Source organism: Vibrio hyugaensis (assembly GCF_002906655.1).
In the GTDB taxonomy this organism is placed as follows: Bacteria; Pseudomonadota; Gammaproteobacteria; order Enterobacterales; family Vibrionaceae; genus Vibrio; species Vibrio hyugaensis.
Genome location: NZ_CP025794.1, coordinates 595,382 through 621,601, shown reverse-complemented (window position 1 = coordinate 621,601; position 26,220 = coordinate 595,382). Strand labels below are relative to the sequence as shown.

The 26,220-nt window shown below is 45.3% G+C and carries 22 protein-coding genes and 1 pseudogene; 15 read left to right on the top strand and 8 right to left on the bottom strand.

The window, feature by feature from the left end; all coding sequences use genetic code 11:
• Positions 1 to 73 precede the first annotated feature (73 nt).
• The 7 genes and pseudogenes from C1S74_RS03575 (at position 74) to C1S74_RS03540 (ending at position 7,441) form a co-directional block, all read left to right on the top strand.
• Positions 74 to 1,873: a M3 family oligoendopeptidase gene (locus C1S74_RS03575; protein WP_045401530.1), complete on the top strand. Its 1,800-nt coding sequence runs from the start codon at positions 74 to 76 to the stop codon at positions 1,871 to 1,873.
• Positions 1,874 to 2,111: 238 nt separating this feature from the next.
• Positions 2,112 to 3,140 (top strand): succinylglutamate desuccinylase, encoded by a 1,029-nt coding sequence (locus C1S74_RS03570; protein ID WP_045401527.1) that lies wholly within the window; start codon positions 2,112 to 2,114, stop codon positions 3,138 to 3,140.
• A gap of 102 nt (positions 3,141 to 3,242) precedes the next feature.
• Positions 3,243 to 4,237, top strand: a pseudogene (gene btuC, locus C1S74_RS03565) (vitamin B12 ABC transporter permease BtuC).
• The gene (gene btuD / locus C1S74_RS03560) at positions 4,224 to 4,991 is read left to right on the top strand and encodes a vitamin B12 ABC transporter ATP-binding protein BtuD (RefSeq protein WP_082039077.1); all 768 of its coding nucleotides are present in this window, start codon (positions 4,224 to 4,226) and stop codon (positions 4,989 to 4,991) included. The pseudogene btuC and the gene btuD overlap by 14 nt, the downstream one beginning before the upstream one ends.
• A 508-nt stretch (positions 4,992 to 5,499) precedes the next feature.
• Positions 5,500 to 6,006, top strand: a complete 507-nt coding sequence (locus C1S74_RS03550) for a P-loop nucleotide/nucleoside kinase family protein (protein WP_082039076.1) — start codon at positions 5,500 to 5,502, stop codon at positions 6,004 to 6,006.
• A 32-nt stretch (positions 6,007 to 6,038) separates the two neighbouring features.
• Positions 6,039 to 6,812: a nucleotidyltransferase domain-containing protein gene (locus C1S74_RS03545; RefSeq protein WP_045401520.1), complete on the top strand. Its 774-nt coding sequence runs from the start codon at positions 6,039 to 6,041 to the stop codon at positions 6,810 to 6,812.
• Complete coding sequence (locus tag C1S74_RS03540) at positions 6,809 to 7,441, top strand: class I SAM-dependent methyltransferase (protein ID WP_045401517.1); 633 nt, start codon at positions 6,809 to 6,811, stop codon at positions 7,439 to 7,441. The genes C1S74_RS03545 and C1S74_RS03540 overlap by 4 nt, the downstream gene beginning before the upstream one ends.
• A 105-nt stretch (positions 7,442 to 7,546) precedes the next feature.
• Here C1S74_RS03540 and C1S74_RS03535 read toward each other — a convergent pair whose 3' ends face one another.
• From C1S74_RS03535 to C1S74_RS03525, 3 genes are all read right to left on the bottom strand, one after another.
• Positions 7,547 to 8,122 carry a nucleoside triphosphate pyrophosphohydrolase family protein gene (locus C1S74_RS03535; RefSeq protein WP_045401514.1) on the bottom strand — a complete coding sequence of 192 codons (576 nt, stop codon included), beginning with the start codon at positions 8,120 to 8,122 and terminating at the stop codon, positions 7,547 to 7,549.
• A gap of 108 nt (positions 8,123 to 8,230) precedes the next feature.
• A complete protein-coding gene (locus C1S74_RS03530) occupies positions 8,231 to 8,812 on the bottom strand; it encodes a DUF1415 domain-containing protein (RefSeq protein ID WP_045401511.1) in 582 nt (193 codons plus the stop codon).
• Between the two features lie 50 nt (positions 8,813 to 8,862).
• A complete protein-coding gene (locus C1S74_RS03525; protein WP_045401508.1) occupies positions 8,863 to 10,086 on the bottom strand; it encodes an MFS transporter in 1,224 nt (407 codons plus the stop codon).
• Between the two features lie 111 nt (positions 10,087 to 10,197).
• Here C1S74_RS03525 and C1S74_RS03520 point away from each other — a divergent pair, with 111 nt between their 5' ends.
• Positions 10,198 to 11,067 (top strand): LysR family transcriptional regulator, encoded by an 870-nt coding sequence (locus C1S74_RS03520; RefSeq protein ID WP_045401505.1) that lies wholly within the window; start codon positions 10,198 to 10,200, stop codon positions 11,065 to 11,067.
• Between the two features lie 39 nt (positions 11,068 to 11,106).
• On the opposite strand, the gene C1S74_RS03515 is transcribed toward C1S74_RS03520, so the two are convergent.
• The gene (locus C1S74_RS03515; RefSeq protein ID WP_039985173.1) at positions 11,107 to 11,334 is read right to left on the bottom strand and encodes a glutaredoxin family protein; all 228 of its coding nucleotides are present in this window, start codon (positions 11,332 to 11,334) and stop codon (positions 11,107 to 11,109) included.
• Between the two features lie 139 nt (positions 11,335 to 11,473).
• Here C1S74_RS03515 and C1S74_RS03510 point away from each other — a divergent pair, with 139 nt between their 5' ends.
• The 5 genes from C1S74_RS03510 (at position 11,474) to tsgA (ending at position 16,795) form a co-directional block, all read left to right on the top strand.
• Positions 11,474 to 11,989, top strand: a complete 516-nt coding sequence (locus C1S74_RS03510) for a M48 metallopeptidase family protein (protein ID WP_045401503.1) — start codon at positions 11,474 to 11,476, stop codon at positions 11,987 to 11,989.
• Positions 11,976 to 13,151, top strand: a complete 1,176-nt coding sequence (gene rlmF, locus C1S74_RS03505; RefSeq protein WP_045401500.1) for a 23S rRNA (adenine(1618)-N(6))-methyltransferase RlmF — start codon at positions 11,976 to 11,978, stop codon at positions 13,149 to 13,151. The genes C1S74_RS03510 and rlmF overlap by 14 nt, the downstream gene beginning before the upstream one ends.
• Before the next feature lie 198 nt (positions 13,152 to 13,349).
• On the top strand, positions 13,350 to 14,474 hold the full coding sequence (locus tag C1S74_RS03500; RefSeq protein ID WP_045401496.1) for a GGDEF domain-containing protein: 1,125 nt from the start codon (positions 13,350 to 13,352) through the stop codon (positions 14,472 to 14,474).
• Between the two features lie 356 nt (positions 14,475 to 14,830).
• Positions 14,831 to 15,541, top strand: coding sequence for a purine-nucleoside phosphorylase (gene deoD, locus C1S74_RS03495; RefSeq protein WP_373408340.1), 711 nt, complete (start codon positions 14,831 to 14,833; stop codon positions 15,539 to 15,541).
• Between the two features lie 87 nt (positions 15,542 to 15,628).
• Positions 15,629 to 16,795, top strand: coding sequence for an MFS transporter TsgA (gene tsgA, locus C1S74_RS03490; protein ID WP_045401493.1), 1,167 nt, complete (start codon positions 15,629 to 15,631; stop codon positions 16,793 to 16,795).
• Positions 16,796 to 16,863: 68 nt separating this feature from the next.
• On the opposite strand, the gene C1S74_RS03485 is transcribed toward tsgA, so the two are convergent.
• The 4 genes from C1S74_RS03485 to C1S74_RS03465 all read right to left on the bottom strand — a co-directional run bounded on the left by C1S74_RS03485 (position 16,864) and on the right by C1S74_RS03465 (position 23,378).
• Positions 16,864 to 17,538, bottom strand: coding sequence for a Crp/Fnr family transcriptional regulator (locus tag C1S74_RS03485; RefSeq protein ID WP_045401491.1), 675 nt, complete (start codon positions 17,536 to 17,538; stop codon positions 16,864 to 16,866).
• Between the two features lie 9 nt (positions 17,539 to 17,547).
• A complete protein-coding gene (locus tag C1S74_RS03480) occupies positions 17,548 to 17,976 on the bottom strand; it encodes a hypothetical protein (RefSeq protein ID WP_045401489.1) in 429 nt (142 codons plus the stop codon).
• A gap of 158 nt (positions 17,977 to 18,134) precedes the next feature.
• Positions 18,135 to 21,845, bottom strand: coding sequence for a M66 family metalloprotease (locus C1S74_RS03475; protein WP_156145323.1), 3,711 nt, complete (start codon positions 21,843 to 21,845; stop codon positions 18,135 to 18,137).
• A gap of 426 nt (positions 21,846 to 22,271) precedes the next feature.
• Positions 22,272 to 23,378 (bottom strand): M20/M25/M40 family metallo-hydrolase, encoded by a 1,107-nt coding sequence (locus tag C1S74_RS03465; RefSeq protein ID WP_045401486.1) that lies wholly within the window; start codon positions 23,376 to 23,378, stop codon positions 22,272 to 22,274.
• Positions 23,379 to 23,644: 266 nt separating this feature from the next.
• On the opposite strand from C1S74_RS03465, the gene C1S74_RS03460 reads away from it, so the two are divergent.
• The gene (locus tag C1S74_RS03460; protein WP_045401485.1) at positions 23,645 to 25,036 is read left to right on the top strand and encodes a TolC family protein; all 1,392 of its coding nucleotides are present in this window, start codon (positions 23,645 to 23,647) and stop codon (positions 25,034 to 25,036) included.
• Positions 25,033 to 26,220, top strand: a complete 1,188-nt coding sequence (locus C1S74_RS03455) for an efflux RND transporter periplasmic adaptor subunit (RefSeq protein ID WP_045401483.1) — start codon at positions 25,033 to 25,035, stop codon at positions 26,218 to 26,220. Before C1S74_RS03460 ends, C1S74_RS03455 begins: the two co-directional genes overlap by 4 nt.

Here is a 26,220-nt window from a genome sequence, read left to right as displayed (position 1 = left end):
TAGCCAACGCTTGGATCTCGACCGAGTTTAAGAGAGAAGAGGGCTGGCTCGATTACATCAAAAGGAACCTTAAATGACTGCTCCTAGCTGGGATTTATCCATCGTTTATAACGATCTCGCTGACCCACGAATTCAAGATGACATTGCCCTTGTAGAGCAATGCATTGACCTACTCAATAAACAGTCTGCTGATTGTAACTCTGTCGAAGTGATGCAAAACGCAATCTTAACCAGCGAGGCGGCAAGCCGTTTGGCAGGCACTATTGCGAACTTCGCAAACTGTTACGCGTCAGTGGATGCGACAAATGCAGAGGCGAAAGCACTGCTTGGTCGTATGACACGTATCTTTTCCGAGCTTTCTCAAGCTTACAGTGCCTTTGAGCTTAAATTGACTCACGCTGATGATGAGTTCATTACTCGTGTTCTAGATCATGAAAATCCAGACATTAATGGTCAGGCGTTTTCGATTTCAAATTCACGTAAGCTCGCTGACACACGCTTAAGCACTGAAGAAGAAAAGTTGTTAGCGGCAATGAGTGTGGATGGGAAATCGGCGTGGGGCAAGCTTTACAATAACCTTACAGGTTCATTAAAAGTTCAATTAGAACATGCGGATAGCGAGAGCGAAGAACTCGGTTTCTCCCAAGCGGCGAGTATTCTTTATGGCTCGGAGTTTGAGCGTCAAGAAGGTGCATGGCGCGGTGTGCAAAAGGCGATGGCCACACATCAAGAATCGTTCGCAGCGATTCTCAATGCACTTTCAGGTTGGCGTTTAACGGAAAACAAAAAGCGTTCTGTTAAACGTGATGTTCATTTCCTTGACCCAAGTTTGCACGGTAGTCGAATTAAAGCTGAAACGCTTGACTCAATGATGACGGTTGCAAAAGACAGCCGTGACATAGGCCAGAAAGCGGGCTTACTAATGGCAAAAGTACACGGTTTTGATGAGATGAAACCATGGAATCACCTTGCTGCGATGCCTGCTCTAAGTGGTGAAGCGAAAGTTTACCCTTTTGATGAAGCAATCGACGTTATTTGTGAAGCGTTCGAAACCGTGAACCCAGATATGTCTGAGTTTGTCCGCATGATGGTACAAAACGGTTGGATTGATGCCGCACCCAATGCCAATAAACGCCTTGGTGCGTACTGTACCAAGCTGCCAGCGACACGTACGCCACTTGTGTTTATGACTTGGAGTGGTAGCCGCTCAGATTTGATGACGCTTGCTCATGAGCTTGGTCATGCGTTCCACAACTGGGTGATTCGTGACTTGCCGCTTTGCCAAACGTACTACCCGATGACGTTGGCAGAAACTGCCTCGATTTTCGCTGAAAACATCGTTCGCGATCATCTAATTTCAAAAGCAGAAACTGTGGATGATAAGCTCGAAATGCTGTGGGAAGAGCTCTCTTCGGCGTTAGCGCTGATGATCAACATTCCAGTTCGTTACGAGTTTGAGAAAGCGTTTTACGAGCGTCGACAAGAGGGTGAACTGACCGCAGATGACTTCTGTGAACTGATGTCAGAAACGTGGAAAGATTGGTATGGCGATGTAATGAGTGAGGCTGATCCTTATTTCTGGGCGAGCAAACTTCACTTCTCTATTTCTGGTGTGAGTTTCTACAACTATCCGTATCTGTTCGGCTTCTTATTCAGTAAAGGCATTTACGCGCAGCGTGCTTCGAAAGGTGAGAGCTTCTACAGTGACTACGTGGAATTGTTGCGTGATACTGGCAATATGATGGCAGAGGACGTAGTAGCCAAACACTTATCGATGGATCTGACGCAACCAGAATTTTGGCAGCAGAGTGTTGAGCTAGTTCGTGACAAAGTAGACGAATTTGAACGTTTACTCGCACAACGTGGTGAATAAACGCTAAAAGTTGATCAAATCATAATGATCTTCTTTAGGGCTGTGGTAAAGTTCACAGCCCTAACACTTTGTAATTGTTTAAAAAATAAACGCCTCAATGCTTGATTTGAGTGCATGGCGCGAAAAGGTATGGGATTTTAAATAAATCTGGTGGCTTCTACTCATAAGTGGGATCGCAACAACAAAAATCCTTTGTACAATTTATTAACATACCCGCCGTGCTATTAAGGAGTAACGCATGACGAAGTCTCTCTTTCGCCAATCGTTTTTAACTGACACGTTAGATGTTCATATTGATGTCGCGCCAGCGGAGCAGGTGCTGTCTAATGGTGTAAAACTTAAACTCTATCAGCGTGGTGTGCTAGAAGTCATTCCTGATGAATACACTCAGGAAACGAAGAACGTCATCATCTCTTGTGGTGTCCACGGGGATGAAACCGCACCGATGGAGCTGGTGGATTCAATTATCAAAGACATCGAATCCGACTTCCAGAAAGTCGAGGCTCGATGCTTATTCATTATCGCTCACCCAGAATCGACTCTGGAGCACACGCGATTTTTAGAAGAAAACCTTAACCGACTGTTTGATGAGAAAGAGCACGAGCCAACCAAAGAGCTTGCGATTGCTGATACTCTCAAATTGTTAGTGAGAGATTTCTATCAAGATACGGCAGCTGAAACACGCTGGCACTTAGATTTGCACTGTGCGATCCGTGATTCAAAGCACTACACTTTTGCTGTGAGTCCGAAAACGCGTCATCCTGTTCGTAGCAAAGCCTTGATTGATTTTCTCGACAGCGCACATATTGAAGCGGTGCTACTGTCTAACTCTCCATCGAGTACATTTAGCTGGTTTAGTGCGGAAAACTACGGTGCGCAAGCACTGACCATGGAACTTGGTCGTGTTGCTCGCATTGGTGAAAACGATCTCGATAAGATGACTGCATTTGACCTCTCTTTGCGTAATTTAATTGCAGAATCAAAAGCAGAGCACTTATCGAAGCCATGTATTAAGTACCGCGTAAGCCGTACGATTGTGCGCTTGCATGAAGATTTTGACTTTATGTTCGATGACAATGTAGAGAACTTTACCGCGTTTGTTCATGGGGAAGTGTTTGGTCATGATGGAGATAAGCCGTTAATGGCTAAAAACGACAACGAAGCGATAGTCTTCCCAAATCGCCATGTTGCTATTGGGCAGCGAGCAGCGTTAATGGTGTGTGAAGTGAAAACACGCTTTGAAGATGGCGAATTAGTCTACGATTGATGCGAGTAAGCCCTAAAATAGGGTAAATAAGCATACTAAGTCATTTGCAATTTACCGAGGCTTAACTGTAAGGTTAAGCCTCGTTTGTATTTATCGGCCACTATGGATTTTCAACAACTTATCCTGAACAAGGAGCGACGCTGGCAACGCAATCTTTTGATTATGTCAGTGATTCTCGTGCTGCTCTCTGCCATTCATTTGATGGTCGGAGAGGTTTTCCTTTCTCCTTTTCAATCTCTTTCAGCGTTTGAACAAAAACTGTTATTGGATTTGCGTCTGCCACGTTTGGTAGCCGCTGCGATAATTGGCGCCGCATTAGCGGTCTCAGGGGCAACATTGCAAGTCTTGCTTGGGAACGTATTAGCCGAGCCTGGTGTTCTCGGGATCTCGGGGGGGCAAGTTTGGCAATGGTGCTCGCCATGTTTGCTTTGCCTGTTTTGCCTTCCCCAATAATTTTTATGTTAGCCGCGATCGCTGGCTCGATGCTATTCACCGTCATATTGGTTGGCATAGCGCGGGCGATGCATCTAACTACCGCAAGGCTGCTACTCGTCGGTGTTGCTCTGGGTATTCTGTCGAGCGCCATTGTGACTTGGGCATTCTACTTTAGCGATGACTTAAGCCTCCGTCAGTTAATGTACTGGTTAATGGGCAGTATCGGTGGGGCAAGTTGGTATCAGCACACGGTCACTTTGGTCATGCTACCCGTACTTGTTTGGCTATGTTGCAAAGGTAAACCGCTGGATAAGTTGATGCTAGGGGAAATTCATGCCACTCAACTGGGCATTGACGTTCATCAGATGCGCTGGAAACTTATTTTGGCAATTTCCATTCTCGTTGGTGGTTCTGTCGCGTTAGGTGGCATTATTAGCTTTGTGGGTTTAGTTGTTCCGCATCTGCTCCGATTAGCGTTTGGTACAGAAAACCGCTACCTGTTACCTCTTTCTGCAATATCTGGCGCAGCCTTATTGGTGTTTGCTGATATCGGCGCGCGTTTGTTACTTGATTCTGCTGAGCTGCCGCTTGGAGTGATGACCACTTCTATCGGTGCACCTATCTTCATTTGGATGCTGGTGAAAAGTCATGATGCACGTTAAGCACATCGCAGTTGGAAGTCGACTGCTACCGCTCTCCTTTGAATGTAAGCCGGGTGAGGTTGTCCATGTCGTGGGGCCAAACGGATCCGGGAAAAGTACATTACTTGGCGCGATATCTGGCACCTTAACTCAGCGTGAAGGCGTGAGTGGGGAAGTGCTTGTCGACAATAAAGACTTGCTAGCAATGCCGCTTTCAGAACAGGCGCATATTCGTGGGTATTTGTGTCAGCAATCAAGGCCCGCATTCAACGTTGATGTCTTTCAATACTTAGCACTTTCATTGCCAACGGGTGCCAATATCAGCGATGCGAAAGTACGAGATGCAGTCAATATCGTTATTGAGCTGGTGCAACTGCAAGACAAGCTTCATCGAAGTATTCAGACATTATCTGGCGGCGAATGGCAACGTGTGCGCTTGGCTGGGGTATGTCTGCAAGTGTGGCGTACCATCAATCCATATTCGCAGCTATTAATACTCGATGAGCCAGCAGCGCCGTTAGATATTGCTCAGGAAGGGTTACTGTATCAATTGATCAACGCGGTTGCAGCACAGGGTATTTGTATTTTGGTCGCTAACCATGATCTGAACAGAACGCTAAGACACGCGGATAAGGTATTACTGCTCAATAATGGTGTCCTGCATTCAGCTGGTGTTGCCGATGGGGTCTTGACGGAAGACGGGCTAGCTGAGGTGTTCCAAACTCAAGTTCGAAAAGTTCTTATAGAAGACAGGCCGTATTTGATTTTTGATTAATAATCCAAGAGATATACAGAGCTCTAGATGCTCAGATATTGATTGCTTATGATGCTAAAACAAAGACATCTGAGGTGAATGGAATTGTTGGAGATCACAAGGGTTGTCGATGCATTGATAATACTCAACCCATACCTTATTACTTCTTGGAGATTCTCGTCTTAGGATTTTCTTTATTTACTTAACGAGAGGCAGCTTCCTTTGAGGTCAGATAATATGTTCCGAAGCCCCCTTTTAACGGAGATCCTTGAATCTGAGCTGAAAAATAACAATTTAATTGCTGAAACTACGACTTGGCCTCCGAAATGCAATAAGCTCATTGTATTGAGGTAGCGATTCTCACAATCATACCGCTTAGCTGATTCTCGTGAGCTAAAGGATGGGCATTATTGGTTCGCAGAGTATGTCGACGGTGATGAATGTCTGGCATGTCGCTTTGATGTTCTTAAACATCATTCGTTTTAATCACGTATTTCATGCTTGCAGCATGTGTAGAGCAGGAGTTCATTTGATGGTTCCTACCTTGTACATTTTTTCTGGTCTTCCTGCGTCTGGTAAATCGACGCTAGCAAAGCTATTAGCCGCAAGAGTTGGCGCGATGTATGTACGCGTCGATACTGTAGAGCAAGGTCTACGTGATTTGTGTCATTTGAAGGTTGAAGGTGAGGGTTATCGGCTGAGTTACCGGATCATCCGAGATAACCTTGAACTTGGGTTGAGTTGTATCGCTGACTCTTGTAACCCCATAGAGCTTACACGGCATGAATGGCAGCAACTGGCAACAAGCATGTCCGCTCACTTTGTTAACATAGAGATAAGTTGCTCGGATCAGAATGAGCATAAACAACGTGTTGACTCTCGTAAGAATGAAGTTGAGAACCTGCAGTTACCGAATTGGCAACAAGTAAAAGCTCGTCACTACGAGGCTTGGAAGACGAAAGTCGTCAAGATTGATACGGCAGCAGACAGTATCGAAACATCGTTTGCCAAATTGGTCGAAAAGCTTGGTATTTGAATTTAGCATTCCTTTTATGATGGAGATTCGCCATGCACAAGCGAGATAATGGTCTCGATGCCCAGGGCTTTATCCGCAATGACTGTTCACCAGAAAACATTCAAATAGAGTTCCAACCAGTTGTTGAGGCCGTTGTTGGTGAGTTGCTAACGCAACTTCCAAAACAAATAGATGGTATTTACTTGTACGGCAGCGTTCCCAGAGGTACAGCAATGCTGGGGCACTCAGATCTCGATGTTTCGGTAATACTGACCACGCCGGTGAGTCAGCATGAGATGCAAATATTTAGCAAACTGTCTGCGAGCATTCCCAAAGCTTATCCGCAAGTGAGCAAGCTTGATATTGACCCTGGTTATCTTCACCGTGTTTTAGAACTACAAGAAAAGTATCACTGGCAATTTTGGCTCAAGCACTGCTGCTGCTGTATTTGGGGCAATGATTTATCGAAAGGATTTATGCCGCACAAACCCAGTCCTGAAATAGCTTATGCACTCAATGGTGATTTAGCTGTTTTCTTGGACCAAATGAGAGTCCGATTTTCACAAATGAGTGAGAAGGCAGTAGCTAAAACTATAGGCAAGAAGTTGATAAGAGCTGCCTATTACTTTGTCGCTTGTAAGGACGGCAGTTGGTATACAAGTCTGCCCGAATGCGTCGAAGTGGCGAAGAAACATTACACAAGCCAACACAAAGATATTGACCTCGCTTACCAATGTGCAATAGGCAAAATTACATCTAAAACAGACGTTATTGTGCTTTATCAACGGTTAAGTCAACGTATCATCAGTCTACAGGGAAGGGTATGAAAACAAACTATCTAATTCATGAAGAAATGTATGTGCAAGCGCGCCAAGCCGGATGGGAAGGCTGGGGCGGCAATGAACGAATTTTTAAGCCGATGTTAGTTGAACGTTTTCTTGCCTTGGAAGGACGTCCGACACAAGGTAAACTGCTTGAGTTAGGTTGCGGTGAAGGGCATCACTGCAGGGCATTCTGTCAGCAAGGCTTTGAAGTGACTGGTGTCGATATTTCGGAAACGGCAATATTGTGGGCGAAAGAAAAGGCACAATCAGAGGGAGTGGCTGGCACGTATTATGTCGCTGACTTAACCGCAGAATCTTTGGAACTTACTGAACGTTATGACGTTGTCATCGATGGCAATTGCCTGCACTGTATTATCCGGAATGACCGAACCACATTTCTCAATCATGTGTATCGCTTACTGTCTGAGAAAGGGACGTTTTTTGTGAGCAGTCTGTGCTCGAAAGATACCAATAGCTATCACATATACAAAGATGGGTACGCTTATCGGTGTATTCCATCAAAAGAAAGCCTCGTTTCCGAATTGGAACGAGCTGGTTTTGAAGTGCGGAAAGTACAGGTGTATGAGCGCGATACATCAAACCACATTACGGTGTGTGCTGTGAAAGCTTGAATGACTTCTTAACCGTTGTTTAAAAACGCTCGGAATAAAAAAGCGCCCACAATATTGGGAAGTATTGTGGGCGCTGAATTTTATCTATCGTGCTTAAATGAAGACTTATTGCGTTAGTGGCTTCAGATCCGCAGGACGGTAGTAAACCGATTTCAGTACCTTGCCTTTACGGACAGTTTTGCCTTCAGATACAAAATCTTCTGCACATTTAGCGATGATATATTCGCCTTTTTGAACTGCCATTAACTTGATACCTTGCTCTGCGTAGAACGCTTCTGTCTCTGCGTATTCTTGTCCGTTGCGGCACACTTTGCTCATGTTGCTCGAGTGCACTTCATCCCAACAAGGAATAAAGTCGATACCGCGGTTTACTGCAACGTTAAGCAGTAGATCGATCAGGTAGCTGATCGTTAGGTTATCTTCAACTTTGCTGTCACCAAGGTGTACCAGACGACCCATTAGAACGTAAACGCTGTCGATGATTGCGTCCGCTTGCTCTGTTTTGCAATCCGCTTCTGCTAGCTCAGTGAGCTCTTCGATCGCCAGAGACGTGTGTAGCGTGTCTGCTTGCGCGTCTAGGCTTGCAACATCCGCCACAGGTAGGTCGAAGGTGCTACGGAACTCGGTGATGTCACGGTATAGGTGGTCAAAAATCTCTTGGGTTAGCTTTGACAGTTGCATTCTAATGTCCATTGAATCGATTGAAGCGACAATCATATCAAACCGAACTTTAATCCCCAAGCGATCCCATTCTAACTGGTTAGAAATCTGTCTCTTGGGGATTTGTGTTTAACGGAACAGGTAAGGGAAGAGCTTCTTACGTTCTTCTTCTGAAAGCGCTGAGACACGTGCGATATTGGTATCTGGGATGGACTCTGGGTCAGGGTAGTGTTTGAGTACCTTTTCCATGCTTTCTTCACGAATCAAATGAAATACTGGGTACGGTGAGCGATTCGTTAAATTCTCATCATCTTCAGGCTCTGAACCACCAAAACAGTAATCGGGATGGAAGGTTGCAACTTGGAAAATACCTTCCCAATCTTGCTGTTTGATCAAGCCTTCAACCCAATCGATGAAGAAGTTGTAGTCCCAGAAATCTTGTAGCATGTTTGGCACAACGACTAAGGTTGTCTCCAGTTTTTCTGGCTCGGTATTACTTAATTCGATGAGTTGCAGCAGAATATCTTCTAACAAAGCTTCTTCTTGCGAGGCTTCACTAACGAAGATTTTGATTTGTTTATTACGCTGTGGCTTAGCGGCGAAAGGGCAAAGATTTAACCCGATCACGACATCATTGAGCCATTGATCGACTTGTTGTGTGATTGCATTGATATCCATGTGTGGTGTTGCTTGTGTTGAGCGCATTGGCATACGACTTTCTTGCTTTTATGGGTTTGGCGCAAGCATAGCAGAACTCGTATTCAACTTCTTCTTAAGCTTGTTAGATCCGCACTGTCATCAATATCACGACTTTCGGTGAAATGCTTCAAATAAGCGATAGCTGCAAACATGGCTACGTACAACGAGCTACCACCAATCAAAACGCTTGACCATCCTCCGTGCTGCCAGCAGTAAAGCAACAAGAATCCACCTAAACTACCCCCAACGTAATAGTGAACCAAATACAGAGCTGTTGCCGTTGCTTTGGCGCGAGTCGCGTTTTGTCCAACCCAACCATAGGCCAAAGTATGAGTAAAGAACGCGCCAAAGCTGATTAATAGTAAGCCGACAAGCATCGCGGCTATGCTTTCAATTGCCGCAATCCACATACCCGCCATGCTGACAATAGAACCTAAAAACATGCCAAGTATGGGAGAAAAACGCTTACTCCAATGTCCGGCGCAACGAGAAGAAAAAGTGCCGCCTAAATAACAAACAAAGATGAGGGAAGCTAAACCCACTGGCACGTTGTGAGGGGGACTTACTAAGCGGAACCCCATTACCGAATAAAGGTTTACGAACAATGCGAAGTTCAATCCACCAATCAACATGGCATACCACACACGTTGGTTTTTGAAGTGTCCTGCAACAGCGCGATTGTGGTGTCTTAAGCTGATTGAGGAAGGAGTAAAGTTGCGTTGTTTTGGTAGCAAGTAATACACGCTTGCTACGCCGATAAGTGTTACCATCATCATAGCCTCAACGGCGACATTTATGCTGAAATTATCCGCTAACAAACCTCCGCTAATACGGCCAGCAATACCTCCCAAGGAGTTTGCCGCGATATAGGTACCGATCGCCATCGAGAACGCGTGTGTGTCTAACTCTTCTGCCATATAAGCCACGGCAACTGCTGCAAAGGCTGAAATGGCGATGCCTATTAAGGCTCGACAAACCACCAAGAATAGAAATGAATCACCAAATAGCATCAGTGCTGATATGGCAGGAATGGAAACCAAACCAAACATCATCACTGGTTTACGTCCAATAGTTTCTGAGAGCACGGCCATGGGCACTAGGCTAAAGGAGAGAGCAAGTGTGGTGGCTGCGAACAACCAGTTGACCTGAGTTTCTGATATCTCGAAGTGTGCGGCAAAAGTTGGAAGCATTGGTTGAAGAAGATAAAGGTTAGAGAAAACCAAAAAAGAACCAAGCGCCAGTGATAGCGTGATGCGTTTGTATTCCGGAGTGCCGAAAGTGACCATGAGTCCTGCCTAATGTGAGCGAGCCAATGAAAGAAACTGTGATCAATCTATCAGTTAGATTTGGATTGAAAAAATATATTAAAAATATGGTTGCTATATATTTTTGATCTTATGGAATCGAAACAACTTAAACATTTCTTAGCCGTTGCAGAGTACGGCAACATTACACATGCGGCCAAGGCTTTGCATATTGCTCAGCCTGCGTTAAGCATTTCAATTAAGAAGTTTGAACAGTCTCTTGGAGTGATGCTGTTTCGTCGAGATGACAAGAAGATCAGCTTAACCAAAGAAGGGGAAACCTTGTTGATTCATGCTAAGCGAGTGATCCAGCAATTACACGATGCACAGCTGGCGATTGATGAGCTTAAAGGTTTAGCCAAAGGAGAAGTGCGCCTTGGTACACCGTCGATGATGGGGAGCTACTTTTTCCCTCGCATCGTGATGGCATTTAAGAGTCAATACCCAGATTTGAAACTTACGCTGGTGGAGGCGGGCACTCAGTCTATTCGTCGTATGCTACTCAATGGGCAACTCGATATTGGCGTGATCAGCTGTGACGATGTGCCCGACGATCTGGAGACCGATCATTTGTTTACCAGTCAAATGGTCGCAGTTGTGGCTCCAGAACATGACTTAGCCCAGCGAAAGTCCATCGCATTTGATGAGTTTTTTGAACATGACCTCGTGATGTTTCAACATGGTTATTTCCACCGAGAGTTTTTAGATAATGTCAGTGAAGAGCATGGCTTTACGATGAACTCTTCGTTTGAGACAAACTTATTGCCGTTAATCCTCAGTATCGTCAAACAAGAGTTTGCGATCACAGCGCTTCTCGAATTGGTGACACTGCACGAACAAGATGTTGTGGGTATTCCATTTGAACCTACTGTGAAACTCGACCTTGCACTAGCTTGGCGAAAGCAAGGTTACTTATCCATTGCAGACCGTACCTTTATTGATTTTGTGAAAAGATATATTTGATACAAAAAGAGCTTCTCATTGGAGAAGCTCTTAAGGTTCTTAGTTGCTGTACATTTTTTCAAAGTTCTTGGGGTTCCAGCCGATCATGACTCGGTCACCAATTTTCAGCACCGGCACTGAGCGTGCGCCCAAGGCATCTAACTCTTTACGTCCACGCTGCATCTTTGCATTGCACAAACGGTAATTAATGTTTTTCGAATCAAGATAACGTTGAGCATCTTTGCAGTGGGGACATTTGTCTGTGATGTAAAGAACGACTCGTTTCATTCAATTTCTCTCCATTATCGTCGGGACGCGAAGTTTAACGAGGTTTAAGGATAAAGGAAAGCTTGAAACCTAAGATGAAACTCTTAGTTATCTCAGGTATATTTAGCGCCTTTCTTTTGCAATAGCAGACTTAACACGCATGCATCCGTCACTTCGATACATTCAAGGCTATCCACAGAACATTGTTGAGCAAGTAAGCTCATTGGTGGACAGTGGCAAATTGCTCCCTTGGTTCGAAAAACGCTACCCAGATAGGCACCAAATCAAAAGCGAAAAGGCACTTTACGAATATGCGATAGCGATTAAAAACCGTTACATGAAGAAAGCCGCGCCAATTAGCAAAGTGGTCTACGATAAGAAAATTCATGTGGTTAATAACGCACTTGGCTTACATAGCGTGATCAGTCGTAACCATGGTGGCAAGCTGAAATCAAAAAATGAAATCCGCATTGCTAACGTGTTTAAAGATGCGCCTGAGGCATTATTGCGCATGCTGGTGGTCCATGAATTGGCTCATACACGCGAGAAAAACCACGACAAAGCGTTTTACCAATTGTGCTGCTACATGGAGCCTGAGTATCACCAACTCGAATTTGATGCTCGTCTGTTTATGATTTACCTCGATTTAAAAGCGAACTCGAATGAAGACCAATAATCACAACGCGAAACAAGCTCAGTCAAAAACGGCGAAACTTAAGCCGAGTAAAGAAGCAACCAAGGCAAAACCAAAGCGTGTGAAAAGTAAACCGACAGCGCAAGTTACAACTGTGGCGAAAACCACCGCCACTGAGAAAAACAGCGACGTGGAAGTGATCAAAATCGCCAAAAGTGGTTTGCATGATCGTAATGCGCATCGAGGTCGCTACGATTTCAAAAAACTGGTCACAGCAGAGCCTCAGCTCCAATCATTTGTGATTAAGAATCCAAAAGGGGAAGACTCAATCAACTTCTCCGATCCAAAAGCAGTCAAGATGCTCAACAAAGCATTGCTTGCGGCTCATTATGATATTGAGTTTTGGGATATTCCTGATACTTACTTGTGTCCACCAATCCCTGGGCGAGCGGATTACGTTCACCGAGTTGCGGAACTGCTGGATGGTGAAGTAAAAGGAAAATACGCGCACAATAAAGTGCGGGCGCTTGATGTGGGAGTTGGCGCAAACTGTATATACCCAATAGTTGGTGTGACTCAATATGGTTGGCACTACACGGGTAGTGACGTCGATCCAAAGTCCATTGAGTCTGCACAAGCAATCGTAGAGCGAAATGCCTCGTTAAACGGCAACATTGACTTATTGCAACAAACCAATGAGTCCAATATTTACCGTGGCATCATTCAACCGAATGAACGTTACGATGTCACGACGTGTAACCCACCATTTCATCGCTCAGCAGAAGAAGCAGCGATGGGTAGTCAGCGCAAGCTTGATAACTTGAAAGCTAACCAACGTAAGAAGGGCGTAAAAGTTCACTCTCACCAAGTAAAAGCTCATCAAGTAAAAGCTCATCAAGTAAAAGCGAGCCAACCCGTACTTAACTTTGGCGGACAAAATACAGAGCTTTGGTGCGAAGGTGGGGAAGCGGTATTTATCCGTAAAATGGCAAATGAAAGCCAAGCTTTCAGCGCGCAGGTACTTTGGTTTACCACGTTAATTTCCAAGAAAGACAACGTTCGACCGATGCGTAAACAACTAGAAAAACTGGGTGTTAAAGCGATCCGAGTAGTGGAAATGAGCCAAGGTCAAAAAGTCAGTCGCTTTATTGCGTGGTCTTATATGGATAAAGCACAGCGAAAATCATGGATTGCGTTGAAGTAATAATTCAGATCAAGTTTTCCAAATAATTAAAAAATAACGCCACGTTGTTGGCGCTATTTTTTAACAAGGAATCCGCTAATTTAATATCTATAACAAACCAGCTATTTTGTCTTCAAATCTACTTTAATGAGGGGCTATCAACTTCAAATAACATGGGTTACTATCCAGTAAATAAATAGTATTAATATATGCCTAGCTATGTCAGATAATGAACTGATCATTTTTCCTTGGAACCACAATTTTGAGACCGGGATTAAAAATGTTGATGAACAACATTACCATCTTTTTTTATTGGTGAATAAATTAGCAAATACGTTGATTTATGATGATCAAATAGAAGTTGATGGGGTTTTCGGTGAGTTAAAAGACTATGCTCAATATCACTTCTCATTTGAAGAAAGTATATGGAATGAATACTTTTTCGACGATATCTGGAATGACGAACACAAGAAAAGCCATGCCTCTTTTGTTGATGAAGTTATTAAAATTCAAACTGAATCTAAAGATCTCAATTGGCAAGAGTCTATTGAGCACATTCTACAGTTCTTAATTCGATGGCTTGTATTTCATATCATCGGTGATGATAAAAAAATGAGTGTTGCAGTAAAAGAGTTGGAATCCAGCGATTCTTTAGAGACTGCCAAAGTGAACGCTGTAGATACATTGCAAGGTATCAATGGTCTGGTCGCCGATACGGTACTCAAGATGTATTTTGAAGTATCAAGTCAATCCATTGAATTAGTGAGAGAAAAACATCGCCGCTTTGTGGCAGAGAAGGAATTGAGATGCCTCAACAAAAAACTGCAAGAGCTGGCCATTACTGATGAGTTATCTGGATTATATAACCGTCGATATTTCAATATCATGACACCGGATATTCTTACCAAAGCGCGGGACGCTAAACAGTTAGTCAGCTTTGTATCCATCGACTTAGACTATTTTAAACAGCTTAACGATCAGTTTGGTCACCTGAAAGGTGATGAGGCGATCGCTAAGGTTGGGGGGTTATTGTCTTCACACTTTAATGATGTCAATGACATTGTCTTTAGAATAGGTGGAGAAGAGTTTCTTGTTGTGATCGTTGGAGCTGAGCATCAAACGTCAATTAGCCGTGCAGAGGCATTTAGAAAAGCCATGGCTAAGCTTTCCTTCAATTGTGAAAACAATGACCAAAGCCATATATTAACCAGTTCGATAGGTGTATTCACTCAGCAACCAGAACCTACTTCAGACATCCGCTATTTCTTAGACAAAGCCGATCAATGTTTATATAAGGCTAAGTTGAGTGGAAGAAATAAGGTCATTTCAAGCTCTAATTTTTAATTAAATATAATCTTCTCTGCTTTTTTAATAATAGAAGTTTACATTTATTCTCAAGCTGTTATTTGGTTAAGTTTAATCGATTTATACATATTGTTGTAAGCGTAGTGGTATTCTTCATAAGCTACTATTGATGTAGTCCTGCTCTGTGTAGATATCCTCGTCTTTACCTTAAAACTCTTTCTTGCTCTTCACGTTACGCCAAAAGTTGAACGTTTCGGGCTTCTCAATAACGCATCTCGCTAAGTATTTACTGTTTAGTCAGTTATGAGAGCTCGTACTTTCAAACCGGACTTTTGTCCTGAAACTTTCTCATGCTTCCTCATTATGATGACGCCATCAGAACGAACGAGGAAAACATTATGACTGCTCATATCGCAGGTTCTGCAGAAGATTTTGCTTCAACCGTAATCATGCCGGGCGATCCGCTACGCGCAAAATACATTGCTGAAACTTACCTAGAAGATGCCAAACTGGTTACGGATATCCGTAACATGCTGGGTTACACCGGTTACTACAAAGGTCAGCGTATTTCGGTGATGGGGCATGGCATGGGTATTCCATCTATGGTGCTTTACGGTCACGAGTTGATTAATGACTTTGGTGTAAAGCGCATCATTCGAATCGGTAGCATCGGCGCAACACAAAAAGACGTCCACATGCGTGACGTTATCTTAGCGCAAGCCGCAGGTACGGATTCGCCTACTAACGCTAAGCGCAGTAGTGGTTACCACATGGCAACGTCTGCGACATTTGAACTGTTGCACAACGCTTATATGTCTGCGAAAGAGAAGGGCATTGATGTCAAAGTGGGCAACATCTTCACAGGCGATCTCTACTATGATCCAGACGAAGACATGATCCCTGCACTAGAGCGATTTGGTGTACTAGGCGTCGATATGGAAGTAGCAGGCTTGTACGGCTTAGCGCACCAATTCGGCATTGAATCGCTAGCGATTTTGACCGTGTCTGATCACTGCATTACTGGCGAAGAAACCACAGCAGAAGAGCGTCAGCTTTCTTTCAACAACATGATTGAAATCGCGCTAGAAACTGCCATTAAAGCTTAACCCTAAGATTAAGTTTACTCTGAGAGCTGGTTCGCTGGCTCTCTCTAATTATAAGAACATCTATCCTACGAGCCCTTGGAGTGAAATATGAAAAATAAAATAACACTCACCGCAATCAGTTTTCTCGCCAACTTCATCATGGCGGGCTTTGCAACCCAATTTGGTATGTTGGTTGAACCGCTTGCCAACACCTTTGATGCGAACGTTAATGAAGTCGCGTCAATTTTCTCGCTACTAAATGGCGGCGCACTTGCCGGCACTATTGCGGCATTCTTTTTGATTGAAAAAGTCGGCATCAAGCGCATGACCGTCCTGTGCTATGGTGCGATTGCCGCTTCTGCGCTGAGCTTATATGTTGCGCCGTCACTGTCTGTCGTAATGCTCGGCATGACGGTAATCGGTTTTTGTGGCGGTGTTGGTCTGTGTATCGCGGGTACCATCGTGGTATCGGTATGGAAAGACAAAATTCAAAGCACCATGCTGGTAGTGCAAGACGCGACCTTCAATGTTGCGGGCGTTGTTTTCCCTTTGATTACTACTTATGCGCTAACCAACGCAATGAACTGGAGTATCAGCTATCTAAGTGTTGGTGTTGTGGCTCTGGCGACCATGTTTGTCGCACTAATGACTAACTTTAATCAATGTGGCGGTGAGAGTGGCTCTGAGCAAGAAGCAAAATCAGAGTGGAACTTTGGCATCATCAGCGGCGGTGTGGGGTTGTTCCTAGGTATGCTTGCGCTTTACACCTTCCTAACTTGGGCGCCGATGTTTGTGAAAGAGAAGTTTGATATCCCATTCGAGCAAGCGGGTAACATTATCACACAATACTGGTCAGCAGCTTTGGTTGGTGCACTGGTCTCTACTGTGATTGTGTCACGCATGAAGATTCAAACTTTCTTGTTGACGATCATCTCTGTTGCTATGGTGATCACCAGCGTTATCGTAACCACGGATAAACTCGAGTGGTTGTCATACCTGACTTACGGCTACGGCTTTGCATGTGCCGCGCTTTATAATGCCTTTATCGCTTATGGTGTGTCGTTTGTGCGCAATGCAACGAGTAAGAACGTATCTTACATCTTGATCAGTGGTAGCGCTGGCGCCATGTTCAGCCCAGCAATTAGCTCGGTCATGGAAAGCGTAGTTGGTCTGCAAACTGTGATGTACGCAATCCCAGTTATCTACGCAGTGGTGGTAGCGATGCTTCTTGCGTCCATTAAGTTTAAACCTGTCAAGCAAAGCCAAGCTGCATAATTGCGGTGAGAGAACAAAAAAGGTCTGTACAATGCAGACCTTTTCTTATTTAGAACTTGGAAATGAGGCTACTGTTCAACGAAATCACGCAGTCCATCCAAATCGAGAATGCGCAGTCCTTTCTTCTCTTTAGCGATAAAGCCTTTGTTCTCTAGTTCTTTCACTGCGCGGCGATATACACGGTCTGAGGTGGCAAATCGCTCCGCTTCCAAATAGTTCTTTTGGAACCCATCCACTGGCAGATCATTTAAATACTGATGGTAGATGTCGTATGCCACGTTATAGGTGATCGGATAGAGTAACCGGCGAGAAAGAATCTCCACCGTATCTTGGTAATCAATCGCGATGGCGCTGGCAAAGTAAAGCGATAGGCGAGGCTGTTCTAGTAAGCATTTTTGCAGTTTTTGCGCATCAATAATGGCAACTTCAACTGGCTCTACCGGAACGATGTCCATTTGGCAGCGATAGCCAGTAAAGAACTCCATTTCGCCAAAAACTTGTTGTTCGCACTCAAGCGTACCAAGCAGAAAGGTCTTGCCATTTCTGGCTGTTACGCCCATAGAGACTCTACCTGAATCAACAAGGTACAAGTTCTCGACATGCTCACCTTGGGTGAGGAGCTTTTCATTTTCATCAAAAATTCGGCGCGTACATATGCAATCTCGGATCGTTTGTTCGATGAGATGTTTATCTTCACTCCATTGCGCCTCAAAGCGTCCTTTACCTAGGGTCTGTAACTGCATCGACTTACCTTAAATGACAATGCCCGCTTGCTCAAAACGTGCCATCAGCGGCTTGCTCTGTTGTTGATACCAGCTCGCAGGCATGTTGGGTTTAAGCTGCGCTTTTTCTTGTTTGCTGATCACAACATAGCGCAAAAACGTGTTTAGCGTCGCCGTCATCATTTCAATGCTCATATCACCATCTTTACTGATGGTTTTTAAAAGTCCGACTACAGTATCCTCTGGCACTAGAGGCTCAATAAGCGCGTGTTTACGATCATCAATGGACGCCGAACACGGCAGCGCTGCACGGGCGGTTTCCCAACAAACTTTATTGGTTTTGCTCACCAGGTTGTGCTTGTAGCAGAAGTAGCTAAACAAGAAGCGTGACAGGTTTTGCCAGCGCTCGGCTTGGACTTCTAACCAGAGGTGTTGCAGCTCGATATCGGCATCGGTCATGGGCGTTATTCAGAAGATTGAAAAGAGGGCGTAGTGTATATCGTTTTGAGGTCAACGCCAAAAAGACCGCATGATTAAAATAGAAAAACGCCCTATACAAGTTTTAAATTGAATAGGGCGTGGCTGTTTAATGATGATCTTATTTTTGTTCTAGAAGTTTAGAACTGACCTAAGTACTGCCAATCGGCGTTATTTGGGTTCGTCTCGGTTGGCCAAGGGAAGTACCAATATTTACCGTCAATTAAGCGGTAGTAATGGTAACCACCGCGGAAGTGATAAACGTAAATATCGTTAATCGTTCCTGTGTTGTTGTTTTCGCCCCAAATCCCCATTCGCTCTTGTTTGTGCCAAGTTAGGATCTCCGCTTCAAACTTGGCCAAGTCACGGTTGAGCTCAGCAATGTACTGTTCAATGTCAGTATCACTGCCAATAAAGCGCCAATCTGCGTCAGAGACGTTATGGGTAGGCAGGGCACTGTTCACACCCGGACGTTTTTGCATAAAGTAACGTTGTGCGCCGTCCTCATCTGTGTCGATGAAAATGGCGTTTTCCGATTGTCCCCATTTGGTTGTACCTGCTTGTTCCCATGTCAGCAACTTAGATTGATTGAAGTAGCTCGCTACGCGCTGGGCGTTGTCGTTGTTACTGCGATCAATGGTCAGTGGGTTAAAGCTAAACTGAACATGATTTTCTGCTGATCCTAAGTACTTCCAACCTTCATTATCCGATTGATTCGTCGGGAAATTAGCTGCAGAAATATCACGCATTAAGAAGTAATCACGCGTCCCCAATACTGGGTTCGGGTACACGTACAATGCTCCTGCTCGGCGCCCTGCACTTGTCTCTCCGTTGTTCAGCACGCCTGCACCGTAGTTGTCTGCAACGAACTTGTCGAAGTCAGTAATAAAACCAAAGTCGATGCTGTTTAGTAAGGCGTTATCAGTAAACAGTAGTTGTTGATCAACGTACTGTTTGTAACCGTGTTCCTGACCAACAAAGATAGGACCGACAAGCTTATCAAGTGCTGGGCTTTGATCTGGGGTCAAAGAATCCAACACTTGCTCACTATTTACGTCGGTGCAGCTTAGCGTTACGCGAGTCGGTAACGGTAACTGTTCCAAGTTAAAGTGGAACTTGTTACTTTGCGAGTCGTTAAGTCGTCTACTTGCAACCGCGATGTTTTGTACTGAACCATCTTCACGCTCTACGGTGACTGCGCAGCTACGCTGAGAGATCATACTTGGCTGAAGCATGCCGCCTTGGTGTTTCGCGTAACGCCAATCAGCGCCATTCTTGTGTTTCACGCCAGTAAACTGCTGACAGTGTGAAGAAGTAAAGTAGCCCGCGCCATCATGAGTTGTACCTGCTTTGTTCAAGACACAAAGTGGCACTTCGCCAATCTCGCCATTTGGTGTGTAGGTCACCGCACCTTCACCGTACTTAGACAGTAGTGAATAGTCATGATCTTGAGAAATCATGCGTTCACGTTCACCATTGACGCTCCAGTACATGTCTTCACTGCTTTCACAGCGCGCCAAATCATCACTCACTGTCCCGACGAAGTTTGCGCTTTCGCCATTGCTTGCGGTGTAGCTGAACTGACAAATGCGTTCTTGCTGGTTGTTTACTTTCATCATCTGCCACAAATCTTGTTGAATTTGCTCGTCAGACAAAGAAGATACTGCTTGCCAACCTTCCGGATGGTAAGTCACGTCTGGTGCAGAAGGTAGCTCAAACACGTTGCCGTAGTTGGAGTAAATCAGCGGGTAAACTTGGCTTGCAAGTTCATTACGCGGATCGTAAATACCCAACATGGTCACAACAGGCACGCCTGCAGCGCTAGGCACTGGTGTATCGGTTTGCGCTTCTTCGTAACTTTGGCTTTCCTGGTTCCAACGTGCGTAACCAGTACTGCTGTTTAAATCAACGTTAAAGCCGTTGTTAAGCCAAGTTTGAACGCGGCGAGACTGAGAAGGGTGCTCCAAGGTGTAATGACTAATGGTGCCTAATAGTGCGGCTTCGCCACCAGCTTGTGCGTCACGCATAAAGCGGAATTCACCCGCAAACGGTGGCACCACTTCACCCCCCACATCGTTAGTCGTGGCTTCACCTGTCCAGTGTAAGTTACCGATAAAGCGGCGATGTAGAGCATCCCAACCCCAACCAGATTCCAAATCGTGCGTAGATGCATACCAAGGGTAGTGACCCAGACCGTAGTTATGACCCAACTCGTGCGACCATTCGTTACCAGTTGTCGCTGTTAACGTCACGATGCCACCACCGCCACTGCCGCCGTGATCAATAATGCCGTTGGTGTATACGCCGCGGTTGGTGTGCGCCGTAATGTGGTTAAAGCGCTTGTTGTAAGCTTGCGAATAACCCGCGCTATCGGTAATACCAATGTTGGCATTGTTCACGCCTGTGGATACCAACGCTTTACCAATGGCTTCGCGCATGTCGCCGCTGTGCCAACCGCCTTCACCGTCAGAACTTGCGGTGTAAACCTTGCCATTTGGTAACGTGACTTTCGGGAAGTATGCGGCAGTGTAATCCGCCATCACCAGTTTAGATGCTGGGATTTTCTGGAAGTAATCGGCGCTCAGTTTTGCCATGTTTTTGATCATAGTGTTGCCATCACGCGGCGCCGTGAGCATACCCATGTCGATGTTTTGAATGACAAGTTCCGGCGCGCCGCCAAAGACAAGTTCATTGGCAGCTAAGTCGCCTTGGCGATCAGTGTTATCGGTTAAGCGCAGCGACAAGCCTGGCTTCATCCAATCCCATTGCAGCGGCAGTGACCACGCGTGATGGGAGAATACCACTTTAGAACGGCCATTATCTGGTTGATCGGAAGCTGCAAGTGCGCTTGGTGGCAACATCGGAAGGCGAGCAATTACATTCCCTTTAAAGCTCACTTCCACCCATACTTGTTGAACGGTTTTGTCTTCCGGTGTAAACAATAGTAGTGCTTCACGGTCGATAACCAAGTCAGGGAATAGGTTCACATCGTTCTGGCTTGGCGCAGTGGTGGTATGGGTTTGAGCAAAATGGATAGAGCCGGTCAAATCGCCATTTAAGTGATTTTCCAGAGGCAATTCGTCAGCATAGCCAAGACGTGCTGTGCTGGTGGTAAATTCAACTTGTTGAGGTTCGATACAATCAATTGCATTGCATGAAGAAAGCTCAACGATGTATCGAGTGTCTGGCTTCAGGTTACCAATGAATAAGCCTGATTGGACGTTTTCATAACGAACGGGATTTGCGCCTGACTCAGTCAGTGTTATTACTACGTTGTCGTTTTCAGTTTGAGCAGCCCAATTTAACTGAACACCTTGATCAGAAACGTTCGCAACGGTCAGCGCATCGATACTTGGTGCGGATAAGTCACCACAGTCGGAGGCCTCGATGTTTTGGATCATTTCCGATTGCCAAATGTATCCACCATTTGGACGTTTCGAGCCGCGAGCTGCAGGAATGTACTCAACGTAACAGCCTGTATCATCGCGGTTCATCACGCCAAACTCTTTGTGCATCAGATAGAAACCACCGTTGTACATGATGAATTCCCATTCAGGACCGACGAAGTCCACCACATTGCGGTAGGCTTGATCTTGATCGCCAGATAGGAAAGGGAACTTAGGGTAGCCATCAAAGTTCACCCAGTACTCATAGCCTTGGAAATCAAGGTAGGTTTCACCATCACGCTGAGACGAGCCTTGGCCTTTGTCTGCCAATTGCTTGAGCATTTCAATGCGTTCAAAGGTTTGATTTCCGACTTCGACCAGCGTCAGGTCGTGGTTCGCGTGTGCGAAAGTGGCTGTACTTCCTAGTAAAGAGGAGATCAGCCAAGCGAGCGTATTTTTCTTCATATTAGACTCTACTTTTGCCAATTGAATAGACATTTATGTACCGCTAGAAGCTAGGTACAATATGGAGGGGTTGCATAGGCCCTCTCGATGTGAGCGCCTTACGAATTTGATTATCTGATGGGAATTGACGTCGAAATAGATAGCATGAATTGCGGTTGTGATTTTGCTTCCACCTTTCATTCAGTGGTGAAATCAGATTGGTATCTTATGTCCAAATTCGCATTTATCCATCTATACAAAATGGCGTTTTATATGTATGCGTACGCTATATGGTCTTGATGAGCGGGTGGTTTCTCGTGGTTTAATTGAAAAAGAGAACGGATACATCATTCAACAGAAATCAAAAAAATCCCCTTCATGCGCAAGGCTAGAAGGGGATGAAGTTATCTTCTGAGTTTAAGCGAGCGGGGCGCTTATTTCACTAGCTTATTTTACTAGGAAGTGCTTAACGAACTCAGTGATTTTCACCATGTCGTCAACCGCGATAAACTCTTCAGTGGTATGTACTTTTGCCATACCGGTAGAAAGGTTTACGGTTGTTAGGCCTTTCTTGTTGAAGTTGTTCGCGTCGCTACCGCCACCAGTGCCTTTTGTGAACGCGTCGATGCCCATGTCAGTAAACGCCGCTTTGATTGCTGATACGTGAGCGTTGTCTTCTTCGATAACAAACGCGTCGTAGGCGCGGCTTGATTCGATTTCAACTTCTGCACCGTGTTTTTCACATACAGACTCAAACGTTGAGATCATGTGGTTCACTTGCGCTTCTAGCTTCTCACCGTTTAGCGAGCGAGCTTCGGCAACAATTTTCAGTTCTGGCATTACGATGTTGGTCGCTTGACCACCGTTTACCATACCGATGTTTGCCGTTGTTTCTTCGTCGATGCGAAGTAGTTTCATTTGATTGATAGCGTCTGCCGCCACCATGATCGCACTGATGCCTTCTTCAGGTGCCAAACCCGCGTGTGCTGGGCGGCCTTTGATAGTCGCAACGATTTTTTGCTGACCCGGAGCTGCTGTCACGATAGTGCCGATAGGGCCGCCTGTATCCAGAACGATCGCTTCTTTAGACGTTACGTGGGTCATGTCGAAGTACTCAGAGCCGAAAAGACCGCCTTCTTCGTGCACTGTGAAGGCAAGCTCTAGCGTTTTGTGCTCTAGGTTTTCAGCTTGGATACAACGAACCGCTTCCATGATTGCTGCGATGCCTGATTTGTCGTCGCCACCAAGGATGGTATTGCCTTTAGATCGGATGATGCCGTCTTCGATGATTGGTTCGATACCAATGCCCGGTGTTACGGTATCCATGTGGCAGCTCATTAGGATAGAGCCTTCTTTCTTGCCTTCTAGACGCGCATACACGTTGAAGCCGTTAGAAATGTGTTCTGGTACAGGAAGCTTGTGAACCGTAAAGCCTAGTTCGCCCAGTTGTTCAGCCAGAGTTTCTGCGATTTGTTTTTCGTTCATAGATTCGCTGTCGATGCGAACCAGTTGGCAGAAATGTTCAACTAGACGTTCTTGATTAATTTGTGTCATTTGGATGTCTCTTTCTCTACTTGGTCGAGACCGCAGCCAGTAAAGCGCGAGTCCGAACGGGAACAGAACACCTCTTATTACATACCTAAACCATGTGAAAACTGTCTTGAATCAAAAAACACCTCTGCCTGACATTATTCTGACCTGCCAATTTCCGGATCTGATGCGGTGGTCACGAAAGCAAAGATTTGTCAGCGCATTGATTCTTAACCCCATCTTAACCCCCTTGCCATTAGTCTGCGTTCATCATAGCGGGAGACAATGAAATGACATTTCGATATTCCATCATTACTTTGATGCTGACTGGCTTAGTCGGCTGTGCGTCAAACAGTGATGCAGGTTTTACTTCTCAAGCGACTCAAACCAATACGCAAACCATCGAGAAATTGATGGACAAAGTGGCGGCCGAACGTGGCCTTGCTAAATCAACGGTTCAAAACGTGGCACCAACTTATCTCACCGACTTGGTCAATGTGCCAGAACTCAATCAATATTTACAAACGGCGCTTAAAAACAATCCAAGCCTGCAACAGAGCATCATAGCGTTGAGAATTGCTTACGCGCAGCAGGGCGTGACAGTTGCTGACCAATTGCCAACGGTTAATGCGAATTTCTCTGGCGAAAATAAAGAAGACAGCCATGAAAGTTACAGCGCCGATGTTACGGTGAGTTGGGAGTTAGACTTATGGCAAAAACTCGCTGATACCAGTGCGGCAGCGCGTAAAGATGTTGCAGCGTCTCAAGCCGACCTGCAAGCCACCAAGGATTTATTGGCGGCCAACATGATGCGTGCTTGGTTAGAAATCAGCGTAAATAAGCAGTTGCTTGATATTGAGCAACGCCGCTTAACCATTTTAGAAAACAATGAAGTGCTGGTTTTACAACGCTACCAAGTAGGGTTAGGCAGCTTGGAAGAATTAGACAATGCCAAAACCAGTGCGTCATCTACGCGTTCGACCGTTGCTCAATACCAAGAGAACGTAGCCAAAAGTGAGCGCAGCTTAGTACTACTAACAGGTCAATGGGATTCAGCGTTAAGTGAGCCACAGGTTACTTCTCAATTCCCTTGCGTGATTAACCCGCTAGACAGTTTATCACAACAAGACATGTCGGGGCGTCCTGACCTACAACAAGCCTTCTTGAATATCGAAGCAGAATCTTACCGGACCGATGCGGCTTACAAAGCCATGCTGCCTTCGTTCAGTTTATCCGCAAGTTTGTCAGACATAGCAGAGACGCCAAGCGAAGCGCTGTTAACCAGCCCGTTATGGAGTTTATTAGGGCAAGTCTCCGCTCCGCTATTCCAAGGTGGAAAGCTGAAATCACAAGCAGAAATCGCTGAGCTTACCACCGAGCAAACCTACTGGGCGTATCAAGAAACGCTATTGAGTGCTGTTAACGAAGTTGAGAATGCGGTTGGTCAGGAATACTCGTTAGAACAACAACAGCAGCATTTGAATGACGCGCTAACCAGTGCCAAACGTAGCTTTGTGAGTTACGAACAGAAGTATCGTGAGGGTTTGGTCGACATTTTTGATCTGCTCACCGTTCAACAGCAAACCTACGATATCGAAGCTCAACTGGCGAATGCCACATACCAACGATTATTGAACCGAATTGATTTAGGCCTTGCTTTGGGCTTAGGAGTGTCCTCATGAAAAAGAATGCCATTACTTACGTCATCACTCTAGCTGCGGCTGGTTCTATTTTTGCGGTTGCTGCTTATAACGGTAGCCATATAGCACGAGCGAAAACACCACAAGAAAAGCCAACGACTGAAGTGGTAGAGCAAGCGCCACAATCGAATATCGAGCAAACATTGAAACTTCAACAAGTGGCGGTGCAGACAACATCATCGGCGAGCTATCAAGCAGAAGTTATCGGGTATGGGGAAACCAAACCTCGTTATGATTTGAGCTTTACTAGTGAAGTTAGTGGACGAGTGAAGTCGCTTGCAGAATCATTTGAAACAGGGCGCATTATTAAAAAAGGTGAAGTGATCGCCAAACTCGATGACACCTCTTACCAGCAAGCCGTTTCTCAAGCAAAAGCCGATGTGGCGTCGGCACGTCTCGCGTTGTTAGAAGAACAGCGTCAAGGTGAACAGGCGAAATCGGAATGGGAGCGTTCGGGTTTAGACGGAGAACCAAGCTCGCCTCTTGTGCTTCGTAAACCACAACTCGTAAGCGCACAAGCAACGTTGAATAACGCTCAACAAGCATTGAAAAAGGCAGAGAAAGATCTTGAAGATACGGTAATTCGAGCACCTTTTGATGCACTCGTTGTTGTGCGTGAAATACAGCCCGGCAGTTACCTAAGCACGGGTAGCAATATCGCGACTTTGTACAGCGTCGACCGCGTTGAAGTTGAGATCCCGCTATCTGACCAACAATGGGCAAATCTACCAAAAACAGATGATGTCAGCGAATGGCATATTACAGTGCAAGACACTACGAGTGAGCACCAATGGCAAGCTAGAGTGGCGCGTACCAGTCAACACGTAACCCAAGATACGCGCCAACGATCGCTTATTGCGGTGGTTGATTATCCGTTGGAGCAGGAAACCCCTTTGTACCCAGGTACGTTTGTTCAAGCGAAATTAACCGGTGCTAAAATTGATCAGCTTTGGGAAGTGCCTGCCTCGGCATTATCTCCACAAGGCGATATTTGGACGGTAGACGCTCAGGGGGTCTTACAAAAATCGTCCGCCCACAAATTGTTTGAGCGCCAAGACAAAGTCTATGTTTCTCCTACATTGACTGACGGCGCTGCTCAAGTTGTGATGCGTCCGTTAAGCAACTTCCAAGTTGGCATGAAAGTGACGCCAAAGGAGGAGGGGTAA

Coding starts and splice junctions, on each gene's coding strand:
- C1S74_RS03475 (WP_156145323.1), bottom strand. CDS start 21,845: ATGAAGAAAAATACGCTCGCTTGGCTGATCTCCTCTTTACTAGGAAGT.
- C1S74_RS03530 (WP_045401511.1), bottom strand. CDS start 8,812: ATGCCAATGCGCTCAACACAAGCAACACCACACATGGATATCAATGCA.
- C1S74_RS03515 (WP_039985173.1), bottom strand. CDS start 11,334: ATGAAACGAGTCGTTCTTTACATCACAGACAAATGTCCCCACTGCAAA.
- C1S74_RS03545 (WP_045401520.1), top strand. CDS start 6,039: ATGCACAAGCGAGATAATGGTCTCGATGCCCAGGGCTTTATCCGCAAT.
- C1S74_RS03540 (WP_045401517.1), top strand. CDS start 6,809: ATGAAAACAAACTATCTAATTCATGAAGAAATGTATGTGCAAGCGCGC.
- btuD (WP_082039077.1), top strand. CDS start 4,224: ATGATGCACGTTAAGCACATCGCAGTTGGAAGTCGACTGCTACCGCTC.
- C1S74_RS03510 (WP_045401503.1), top strand. CDS start 11,474: ATGCATCCGTCACTTCGATACATTCAAGGCTATCCACAGAACATTGTT.
- C1S74_RS03480 (WP_045401489.1), bottom strand. CDS start 17,976: ATGACCGATGCCGATATCGAGCTGCAACACCTCTGGTTAGAAGTCCAA.
- C1S74_RS03465 (WP_045401486.1), bottom strand. CDS start 23,378: ATGACACAAATTAATCAAGAACGTCTAGTTGAACATTTCTGCCAACTG.
- C1S74_RS03575 (WP_045401530.1), top strand. CDS start 74: ATGACTGCTCCTAGCTGGGATTTATCCATCGTTTATAACGATCTCGCT.
- C1S74_RS03455 (WP_045401483.1), top strand. CDS start 25,033: ATGAAAAAGAATGCCATTACTTACGTCATCACTCTAGCTGCGGCTGGT.
- C1S74_RS03485 (WP_045401491.1), bottom strand. CDS start 17,538: ATGCAGTTACAGACCCTAGGTAAAGGACGCTTTGAGGCGCAATGGAGT.
- tsgA (WP_045401493.1), top strand. CDS start 15,629: ATGAAAAATAAAATAACACTCACCGCAATCAGTTTTCTCGCCAACTTC.
- C1S74_RS03570 (WP_045401527.1), top strand. CDS start 2,112: ATGACGAAGTCTCTCTTTCGCCAATCGTTTTTAACTGACACGTTAGAT.
- C1S74_RS03520 (WP_045401505.1), top strand. CDS start 10,198: ATGGAATCGAAACAACTTAAACATTTCTTAGCCGTTGCAGAGTACGGC.
- rlmF (WP_045401500.1), top strand. CDS start 11,976: ATGAAGACCAATAATCACAACGCGAAACAAGCTCAGTCAAAAACGGCG.
- C1S74_RS03535 (WP_045401514.1), bottom strand. CDS start 8,122: ATGCAACTGTCAAAGCTAACCCAAGAGATTTTTGACCACCTATACCGT.
- C1S74_RS03460 (WP_045401485.1), top strand. CDS start 23,645: ATGACATTTCGATATTCCATCATTACTTTGATGCTGACTGGCTTAGTC.
- C1S74_RS03500 (WP_045401496.1), top strand. CDS start 13,350: ATGTCAGATAATGAACTGATCATTTTTCCTTGGAACCACAATTTTGAG.
- C1S74_RS03525 (WP_045401508.1), bottom strand. CDS start 10,086: ATGGTCACTTTCGGCACTCCGGAATACAAACGCATCACGCTATCACTG.